Here is an 8,676-nt window from a genome sequence, read left to right as displayed (position 1 = left end):
GGGGGGGGCGCCGGGGCTTTGGTCCCCCCCGGGGGGTTTTGGGGGGGGCGGCCCCCCCCGGGGGGGGGGGGGGGGGGGGGGGGGGGGGGGGGGGGGGGGGGGGGGGGGGGGGGCCGGGCACGGCGAACGGTCCGCTCCCGTCAAGGGCCCTCCCCCCACCCCCTCCACCGCTGTCCCCGAATCCCTCCCGGAACACCCGCTCACCCCCACGACGAGCACACCGACCGCCACTACCCCCGCCACCCACGAACCCGGCCGGCGCACTCGTCCCCGTCTCACACGTAATCCTCCAGCTTGGCCACGGCGTAACCCTTGGCGGTGATCGTCTTCATGACACGTCGAATCATGTCGGGCATGGAACCCTTCCAGTCACCCCGCCCCCGGAAATGCGTGAGGACGATGTCGCCGGGGTGCAGGTCGCGGTCCCATTCGCGCCACTCCATGTGGTCCGGGAACGCTTCGGCCGACCACAAGGGCACGGCCTTCACACCACACGACTTGGCCGCGAGGAGGGTGTCCTTGTTGTAGTTGCCGTACGGCGGGCGGAACAGGGCGGGCCGCTTGCCGTACCGCTTCTCGATGTTGGCCTGCTGGCCGCAGATCTCGTACCGCTGCTTGCGGTAGGAAAGGCCGGGCAGATAGCGGTGGTTGAGGGTGTGGTTGTGCAGGGCTACGCCGCGGTCCTGCATCTTCTTGAAGTAGCCGTAGTCCTCCTTCACCAGGTATTCGGAGAGGAACGCGCTGTACGGGATCTTCAGCTCGTCCATCATCCGGAGCAGCTCGGGGTCCTTCTCGGCCCCGTCGTCGATCGTCAGGAAGACGACCCTGTCCTTGACCGGCACGGTCGTGAAGACGGGCGGCAGCCCCTCGGAGACCTGCCCGTCCACCTCGAAGCCCGTCCTGGCCTTGATCTCCGGCTTCACCTTGGGGGGCGCGGGCGCGGTCAGCGGGACCTGAGCCAGACCCCAGCGCCTGGCGGCGGCGACCCGGGCCACCTTCGCCGCCTTGGCCGCGATCTGCTCGCGCCGCAGCTTCTCCGCCGGTGAGAGCAGCGCTCCCGCCGCACCGTCGACCCCCTTCGCCACCCCCTCTCCCCGGGCCGACCCGCCCTGCCCGCCCGTCTCCTGCTCAGCCGGGGTCGCGCACCCCGAGGCGATCGCGGTCACCACCAGGACCGTGACCATCATCTTGCCTCTTCGACGCCCGCCTGCTCCTGAGTTATCCACAGACAGCCCTCTTTCTTCCGTTTGTCGTACAAGTGGCATGGCGCCGCATCCTCCCAGCGCGGCCCGCCACGACCCGGAAGACACCGCGAGCAGGTGCGCACCGTCGCCCACTCGGCCCACACCCACTCCCGGGCTGGCCCACAATGGACCGGGTGACGAACCACCCCGGCCCCGCCGCCACCGGCCCCGACGCCCCTGCCGCCCCGGCCGCCCCCCAGCCGGCCGCCCCCGGCCCCCTGGACGCCTTCCGCGCCCTCTTCACCCCCGAGGGCCAGGCCCTCCTCGCCGAGCTCCGGGACTACGACCCCGCCCAGGAGCTGTCGGTGGCGACCCGGCTGCGCCGCGACCACTCCCCCGAGCTGGTCTCCGCCGCCCTGGCCCAGGCACGGCTCCGGCAGCGGGCGGCCGCCAAGTTCGGCGCCATGGACGCACAGCGGATGTACTTCACGCCCAACGGCGTCGAGCAGTCCACCCGTAAATCGGTGGCCGACTACCGCGCGGCCCGCTTCCGCACAATCGGCCGGCCCCCCGAAGCGCCCGCCTCCTCCATCACCCCTGCCTCCTCCATCACCCCCGCCTCCCCCACCCCCTCCATCTCCCACGTCATCGACCTCTGCGGCGGCATCGGCGGCGACGCCCTCGCCATGGCCCGCGCAGGGCTGGCCGTGGAGGCCGTGGACCTCGACGCCGCCACCTGCCTGGCCGCCCGCGCCAACGCGGCGGCGCTGCTCGACGACCCGGCCGCCCTCACCGTCGTACAGGCCGATGTGCTCACCCACGACCTCTCCGCCGCCGAGTCCGTCTTCATCGACCCGGCCCGCCGCTCCGGCGCCCGGGGCAGGATCTTCGACCCGGAGGCGTACTCCCCGCCCCTCTCCTTCTCCATCGAGGCGGTACGCCGCGTCGGCACCGGCGCCATCAAGATCGCCCCCGGGATCCCGCACGAGCTCGTCCCCGACGACTTCGAGGCCGAGTGGATCTCCGACAACGGCGACGTGAAGGAAGCCGTCCTGTGGCACGGCCCCGGCATCGCCCCGGGCGCCCGTCGCGCCACCCTGCTCCCCGGCGGCGTCTCCCTCGTCGGCCGCGGCCTGCCCAACCCGGAGGTGCGCGAGGTCGGCCGCTACCTCTACGAGCCGGACGGCGCCGTCATCCGCGCCCACCTGGTCGCCGAGGTCGCCGAGGACCTCGACGGCGGCCTGATCGACGAGACGATCGCGTACATCACCGCCGATGCACTCCGCCCGACCCCCTACGCCACCGCGTACGAGATCACCGACCGGCTCCCCTTCGGCGTGAAGAAGCTGAAGGCTCTCCTCCGGGAACGCGAGGTCGGCATCCTCACCGTCAAGAAGCGCGGTTCCGCGGTCGAACCCGAAGAACTCCGGAAGAAGATGAAGCTCTCCGGGAAGAAGTCCGCCACCGTCTTCCTCACCCGCGTCGCCGGCGCCCCCACCATGCTGATCGGAAAACCCGCCTGACAAGCGCGGCGCCGACGTGAACCATGGACCCATGACGCACCTCGACGACGCCCTGACCGAGCTGCTGGACGCCCTTGGGCCGTACGCCGACGACGAGACCCACTGGTCCGTCCCGGCGGGCTCCCTGGAGTGGAGCTGCTGGGAGACCGCGGCCCACATCGCCCACGATCTGACCGCGTACGCAGGTCAGTTGGCGGCCCGCCCCGAGGACGACTACCTCCCGATGGACCTGACGGTACGTCCCGGCACGCACCCCCGGGAGGTGCTCCGGATCATCACCGCCGCCGCCGGAATGCTCGGCAGCACGCTCGCCACGGCGGGCCCCGAGGTGCGGGCGTTCCACTGGGGCGCCTGCGACCCGGAGGGGTTCGAGGCAATGGGAGTGGCGGAGGCGATGCTGCACACGTACGACATCACTCAGGGCCTGAAGGTGCGCGCCCCCAAGGCGGACTGGCTGCCTCCGGCCGGGCTCGCCGGGGTGGTGCTGGACCGGCTGTTCCCGGAGATTCCGGTGGCTGACGAGGGCCCGGTGCATACGCTGCTGTGGGCCACCGGGCGAGCCGAGCTGCCCGGCCGCGAGTTCCGCGGCCAGTGGGTGTGGGCCGCGGCCCGGGAGGAGTTCACCCCGTAACGCTCGGGCCTGTCGGGAGGAGTTCGCCCCGTCACCGCTAGGGCCTGCCGGGAGGAGTTCGACCCGTCACCGCTAGGCCCCGTCGGGAGGAGTTCGCCCCGTCACCGCTAGGGCCTGCCGGGAGGAGTTCGACCCGTCACCGCTAGGCCCCGTCGGGAGGAGTTCGCCCCGTCACCGCTAGGGCCTGCCGGCGGGTGCCCGCAGGCTTCGCAGTGCCCATCGGTAGTGCCCCACCGCCTTCACCATCCCCAGCAGTCCCACCAGCCACAGCACGCACCCCATCCCGATGAAGTACGTCGCGTCAGCGTAGGTGTCCTGACCGGCCCGCGCACCCGCCGCCCAGCCCAGCGAGGCCCACAGCCCGACCGCCGCCAGCGCGAAGGACGGCAGCAGCCAGGCGAGGCTCCGGCCGGGTGCGCGCAGCGTGAGGTCCACGGCCGGATCGGACCCCAACTCGCCCCAGGCCCGCAGCCGTTCGCGTATCACCCGGTCACGCTTGACGCCGAGCCCCAGCAGGATCGCGGCCGGCACGATCGCACCGATGCCGAGCACGACGAAGACCCCGCCGATCAGCACCTCGGGGAAGCCGCCCTCTTCGAAGGTCTGCAGCGCCACCCCCACGCATCCCCACCCCACCACGAGCAGCAACGCATACAGCCAGAAGCCCACCGCGGCAGGCGCACCGAGCGCCCGGCGCCCCAACTCCCGCATGGCACGCGCCCGGTCACCGAGCAGTGCGCCGTGATCGGGCCAGCACCGGAGTTCGGGAGGGGGCGGGAGCGGCGGCAGGGGCGGGCGAGGCATGCGGAGTCCGGCTTCTCTCGTACGTACGTCGGGCGCGGCCGTAGGCACGTCGGTCGCGGCGGTGTCCGGGATCCCGGCGGGATCCGCCGGACGCGGCCGACGCTACCGGGCGCCCCCGTACCCGTGTACGGCCGGGTCAGAGGTCGGTCAGCTCGTCCGCGTACACCTGCGAGAGCGGCTGCGGGCCCACGTACTGCTGGCAGTTGCAAGTCCCGGCCTCGAAGCGGATCGGCTTCTTGTCCTCGTCCCAGGCGGTCGGCTTCTCCACCGACTCGTGGCACTTGCCCGCCTTGTCGTGCTTGGCGAGGTGGTGGGTGCAGCCACAGATCGGCTCGGGCGGCTTACCGGCCGCCTCCAGGGCCTGCTGCTCCTTGCGCGCGATCTCCAGGCGTTCCATCTGCCGCTCGTGACGGGTCGCCAGCGCCTGACGCCCCATGTTCGCGAGGCCTCCGAAGCCGCCCATCATGAAGAAAATGAACAGCCACCAATACCACTGCATTCGACACCCCTTCCCCCGTACGGCCAATGCCCTCAGGGTACGGCGGCTTCGGCAAACGGCACCTAAAGGCCGAGCCGCTCCACGGCGTACGGGCAGCCGTGCGGTGAGCCGCACGGGAATCGGCCGCCCCGCTAGTCCCCCGCGGCCTCGAACCGCCACCGGTGCACGGCCCGGGTGATCAACTCCGCGTCCGGCTCCGGGATTTCGGGCAGCTCGGCCTCGTAGGACGCCTCCCACCAGGTGATCACCAGGACCCGGTCCTGCGGCGCCCGGAAGATCTCCTGCCGTACGGGGGCGGAGGCCAGCTCCGCCAGCCGGGCACGGGCCCACTCCAGCAGTTCGGGGCCCTTGTCGTGGACGGCGCGGGCCTCCCACATCAGCGCGACGGTCATGAGTAGAGGTTGTCCTTGCTGATCTCGTGGACGTGGTCGTGATCGTGCACATGGCCGTGGCCGTGACTGTGCTCGTGGCCGTCATCGTGCGAGTGCGAGTGCCCCGGTACGTGCGGTTCGGTCACCGGAAGCGAGGAGTCCGCCGAGAGGTCCCAGTCGGAGGCGGGCCGGTTGCGGGCGACCATCTCGGCGCCGAGGGCCGCGACCATCGCCCCGTTGTCCGTGCACAGGCCGGGACGCGGCACCCGCAGGATGATGCCCGCGCGCTCGCAGCGCTCCTGGGCGAGCGCCCGCAGCCGGGAGTTGGCGGCCACGCCGCCGCCGATCATCAGGTGGTCGACACCCTCGTCCTTGCAGGCCCGGACGGCCTTCTTGGTCAGTACGTCGACGACGGCTTCCTGGAAGGAGGCGGCGACGTCCCGTACCGGAACCTCCTCCCCCGCGTTCCGCTTGGCCTCGATCCAGCGGGCGACCGAGGTCTTCAGACCGGAGAAGGAGAAGTCGTACGCCGGGTCGCGCGAGCCCGACAGACCGCGCGGGAACGCGATCGCCTTCGGGTCGCCCTCCTTCGCCAGCCGGTCGATGACCGGACCGCCGGGGAAGCCCAGGTTCAGCACCCGGGCGATCTTGTCGAAGGCCTCGCCCGCCGCGTCGTCGATGGTCGCGCCCAGCGGACGTACGTCCGACGTGATGTCGGGGGCGAGCAGCAAGGAGGAGTGACCGCCGCTGACCAGCAGGGCCATGGTCGGCTCGGGCAGCTTGCCGTGCTCCAGCTGGTCGACGCAGATGTGCGAGGCGAGGTGGTTGACGCCGTAGAGCGGCTTGCCGAGGGCGTACGCGTACGCCTTCGCCGCGGTCGTCCCCACCAGCAGCGCGCCCGCGAGGCCCGGACCTGCGGTGACGGCGATTCCGTCAAGATCGGAGGCGACGATTCCGGCGTCCTTGAGGGCCCGCTGGATGGTCGGAACCATCGCTTCCAGGTGCGCCCGGGAGGCGATCTCAGGCACCACCCCACCGAACCGGGCATGGGTGTCGACGCTGGAGGCGACCGCGTCCGCGAGCAGCGTCGTACCGCGGACGATGCCGACGCCGGTCTCGTCGCAGGAGGTCTCGATGCCGAGGACCAGGGGCTCGTCGATTCCGCGGTTCAGGTTCATGGCTGGATCTCTTCTGTCTCTTCGGTCGTCGTGCGCCGCATCACGAGCGCGTCGATGTTGCCGGGCTGGTAGTAGCCGCGGCGGAAGCCGATCGGCTCGAAGCCGAAGCGTTCGTAGAGCTTCTGCGCGCGCGTGTTGTCGACCCGCACTTCGAGGAGCACTTCGGTGCACTCGAAGGCCGTGGCGTGCCTGAGCAGATCGGTGAGGAGGCGGCCGCCGAGGCCGGTGCCCCACTGGTCGCGGGCGACCGCGATGGTCTGTACGTCGCCCAGGTCACCGGCGGCGGCGAAGCCCGCGTACCCGGCGATCGCTCCGGTGTCCGGGTCCTCGGCGACGACGTAGTGCCGGGTGGCACGCGGCCCGCGTGCGTATGCCAGCTCGGACCAGAACATCCCGGGCGACCAGGCGTCCTCCGGGAACAGTGCGTGCTCCAGGTCGAGCACCGGGCCGATGTCCCACCAGCGCATCTCGCGCAGGACGGCCGTCGTCGCCTTCGCCGGCCTGGCTGCGGGGGTGGTCACTTGGGGGTGACCACCTTGTAGTTCTTGGGGACCTGGGCGTCGGGGCGGCGCAGGTAGAGGGGCAGCGGCGGCAGGAAGTCGGTCCCCGCGGCAAGCTTCTCGGCGGCCAGCGAGGCCAGCGCCGCGGCCGATACGTGCTCGGGGCCGCGGGCGTCGGGGAACGCCTCCGGGTAGAGGAGCGCGCCCGCTCCGGCCACCGGAAGGCCCGCGAGCTGCTCGGCGATCTCCGCGGGGCGGTCCACGGCGGGTTCGGTGGTACGGGTGCGGGCGTCGTCGTAGCGCGCCCAGTAGACCTCCTTGCGGCGGGCGTCGGTGGCCACCGCGAAAGGGCCTTCGATGCCGGCCGCGCCCGCACCGCCCGCGCCCCCGGCGGCGTACGCCAGGGCGTCGAGCGTGCACAGCCCGTGGACGGGCACGCCGAGCGCGAAGCCGAAGGTCTCCGCGGTGGCGAGGCCGACACGCAGACCCGTGTACGGGCCGGGGCCGACGCCGACCACCAGGCCGGTGACGGCGTCGAGTTTCAGGCCGGCCGTACGGAGGGTCTCGTCGACCAGCGGCAGCAGCAGTTCGCCGTGCCGGCGGGCGTCGACCCGGGTGGTCTCGGCGATCACGGACGTACCGTCGTGGAGGGCGACGGTGACGGCGGGGGTGGCGGTATCAACAGCGAGCAGGAGCACACAAACAGCCTACGGCCCGCGCAGCGGAAGCAAGGCGTCCGGACGGGCCGGGCGGCTGCTGCTAACGTCACGACGAAGTCGTACGCGGACGTACCCATTGACGTACCCATTGGTGATCGAAAGGTGCAGCAAGGTGGCTAGCAGCAGCTCGGGAATCGTGGCCGGGCTCACCGCGGGGGCACTCGCCGTCGTCGGCTTCCTCGCCTACCAGGCGTCGGCGAACGTGCCCGACACGGTGGCCATGCCGCCCAGCTCCACCACCTCGCCCACCGGGCCCAAGGACACGGGCAGGACCGCCAAGCCCTCGCCGCTCACCGTGCCCGCCCAGTCGGGCAAGGGCACCCGGGTCGTGTACTCGCTGTCCGGCAAGCGGGTGTGGCTGGTGGACCCCGAGCCCCAGCGCGCGGCGAAGAAGCAGCCGCCGACCTTCGTGGTCGCGCCGAGCGCGGTCAGCCCGTCGCCCGACACCTACCGCGTCTCCACCCGCACCCGGAAGATCACCGGCTCGGACGGCAAGCCCGTGGAACACGTGGTCCGCTTCGCCAGCGTCGACGGCGTCACCATCGGGTTCAGCGCGGCTGTCGACGGCACCATGCCCACCCCGGGCGCCACTCCGCAGGAGGGCACCGGCGCCGTCCGCCTGGCGCGCACCGACGGCAAGCAGATGTGGGAGTTCGCCACCGTGGGCGTCAAGATCGTCGTGGTCCCGTAGCGCGGTCAGGGCGGTGGCCACCGGCCGGTCCGGGGGCGCCAGGCCCTGCGCGCCCCCGGTAGCGCCGGAACTCACGCCGCGTCAGTCACGCCGCGTCGCGACGCTCCACCACTCGCTCTTCGCCGCCCGCTTGGACCTGTCCGGCGTCCGGCGGTGTCGAAACCGCCGTGGCCGCCGCACAGGACGCCAGCAGCGCCCGCATGCTGACCGCGCCGGCACTCGGCACGGACCCCACGACTTCCCTCACGGGCAGGGGCTTCTCGACTTCTCGTTCCGGTGCCGACATGGACGCCTCCTGGGGCGACGGGTGCGGACGGCGGGAGCAGGCGCAGCCGAACAGGTGGTTAGGCTGACCTAACCTAGGTCTTCAGTCCCATGTGACCATGTCCAGCACCCCCGATGCAACATCTTCCCGACAGCTTGTCGGAATGTACGGGGTGAACGCGCGGCAGGTCTCCCGAGTTCCCGCCCCCACCGAACGCGGGAGGGGTGGGGGGGGGGGGGGGGGGGGCCCCCCCCCCCCCCCCCCCCCCCCCCCCCCCCCCCCCCCCCCCCCCCACCCCCCCCCCCCCCCGG

Annotated in this window: 11 protein-coding genes; 3 read left to right on the top strand and 8 right to left on the bottom strand. The window is 72.2% G+C overall.

Annotated features, from left to right (window positions below; translation table 11 throughout):
• Window positions 1-275 precede the first annotated feature (275 nt).
• Window positions 276-1,265, bottom strand: coding sequence for a polysaccharide deacetylase family protein (locus tag ACIA73_RS41795; RefSeq protein WP_399444258.1), 990 nt, complete (start codon window positions 1,263-1,265; stop codon window positions 276-278).
• A gap of 104 nt (window positions 1,266-1,369) precedes the next feature.
• Between ACIA73_RS41795 and ACIA73_RS41790 the strand changes: the two genes are divergently transcribed.
• Together ACIA73_RS41790 and ACIA73_RS41785 are read left to right on the top strand one after the other, a co-directional pair.
• Window positions 1,370-2,707: an SAM-dependent methyltransferase gene (locus tag ACIA73_RS41790; protein ID WP_399444257.1), complete on the top strand. Its 1,338-nt coding sequence runs from the start codon at window positions 1,370-1,372 to the stop codon at window positions 2,705-2,707.
• Window positions 2,708-2,738: 31 nt separating this feature from the next.
• A complete protein-coding gene (locus ACIA73_RS41785) occupies window positions 2,739-3,338 on the top strand; it encodes a hypothetical protein (RefSeq protein WP_399444256.1) in 600 nt (199 codons plus the stop codon).
• Between the two features lie 177 nt (window positions 3,339-3,515).
• Here the strand turns inward: ACIA73_RS41785 and ACIA73_RS41780 are convergent, their stop codons facing one another.
• The 6 genes from ACIA73_RS41780 to tsaB all read right to left on the bottom strand — a co-directional run bounded on the left by ACIA73_RS41780 (window position 3,516) and on the right by tsaB (window position 7,388).
• Complete coding sequence (locus tag ACIA73_RS41780) at window positions 3,516-4,142, bottom strand: hypothetical protein (RefSeq protein ID WP_399444255.1); 627 nt, start codon at window positions 4,140-4,142, stop codon at window positions 3,516-3,518.
• 136 nt (window positions 4,143-4,278) lie between these two features.
• On the bottom strand, window positions 4,279-4,641 hold the full coding sequence (locus ACIA73_RS41775) for a hypothetical protein (RefSeq protein WP_399444254.1): 363 nt from the start codon (window positions 4,639-4,641) through the stop codon (window positions 4,279-4,281).
• 131 nt (window positions 4,642-4,772) lie between these two features.
• Window positions 4,773-5,033: a hypothetical protein gene (locus ACIA73_RS41770; protein WP_399444253.1), complete on the bottom strand. Its 261-nt coding sequence runs from the start codon at window positions 5,031-5,033 to the stop codon at window positions 4,773-4,775.
• A complete protein-coding gene (tsaD, locus tag ACIA73_RS41765) occupies window positions 5,030-6,190 on the bottom strand; it encodes a tRNA (adenosine(37)-N6)-threonylcarbamoyltransferase complex transferase subunit TsaD (protein ID WP_399444252.1) in 1,161 nt (386 codons plus the stop codon). The genes ACIA73_RS41770 and tsaD overlap by 4 nt, the downstream gene beginning before the upstream one ends.
• Window positions 6,187-6,657 (bottom strand): ribosomal protein S18-alanine N-acetyltransferase, encoded by a 471-nt coding sequence (rimI, locus tag ACIA73_RS41760; protein WP_399444259.1) that lies wholly within the window; start codon window positions 6,655-6,657, stop codon window positions 6,187-6,189. The genes tsaD and rimI overlap by 4 nt, the downstream gene beginning before the upstream one ends.
• Window positions 6,658-6,707: 50 nt before the next feature.
• Window positions 6,708-7,388 carry a tRNA (adenosine(37)-N6)-threonylcarbamoyltransferase complex dimerization subunit type 1 TsaB gene (tsaB, locus tag ACIA73_RS41755; RefSeq protein ID WP_399444251.1) on the bottom strand — a complete coding sequence of 227 codons (681 nt, stop codon included), beginning with the start codon at window positions 7,386-7,388 and terminating at the stop codon, window positions 6,708-6,710.
• Window positions 7,389-7,521: 133 nt separating this feature from the next.
• Here tsaB and ACIA73_RS41750 point away from each other — a divergent pair, with 133 nt between their 5' ends.
• The gene (locus ACIA73_RS41750) at window positions 7,522-8,100 is read left to right on the top strand and encodes a hypothetical protein (protein WP_399444250.1); all 579 of its coding nucleotides are present in this window, start codon (window positions 7,522-7,524) and stop codon (window positions 8,098-8,100) included.
• Window positions 8,101-8,185: 85 nt separating this feature from the next.
• Here the strand turns inward: ACIA73_RS41750 and ACIA73_RS41745 are convergent, their stop codons facing one another.
• Window positions 8,186-8,386, bottom strand: a complete 201-nt coding sequence (locus ACIA73_RS41745) for a hypothetical protein (RefSeq protein ID WP_399444249.1) — start codon at window positions 8,384-8,386, stop codon at window positions 8,186-8,188.
• Window positions 8,387-8,676: the final 290 nt, after the last annotated feature.

Source organism: Streptomyces sp. NPDC051561 (assembly GCF_044454195.1).
Lineage (GTDB): Bacteria > Actinomycetota > Actinomycetes > Streptomycetales > Streptomycetaceae > Streptomyces.
Note: the sequence above shows the minus strand (reverse complement) of the source record. Positions and strands in the feature narration are given on the sequence as shown.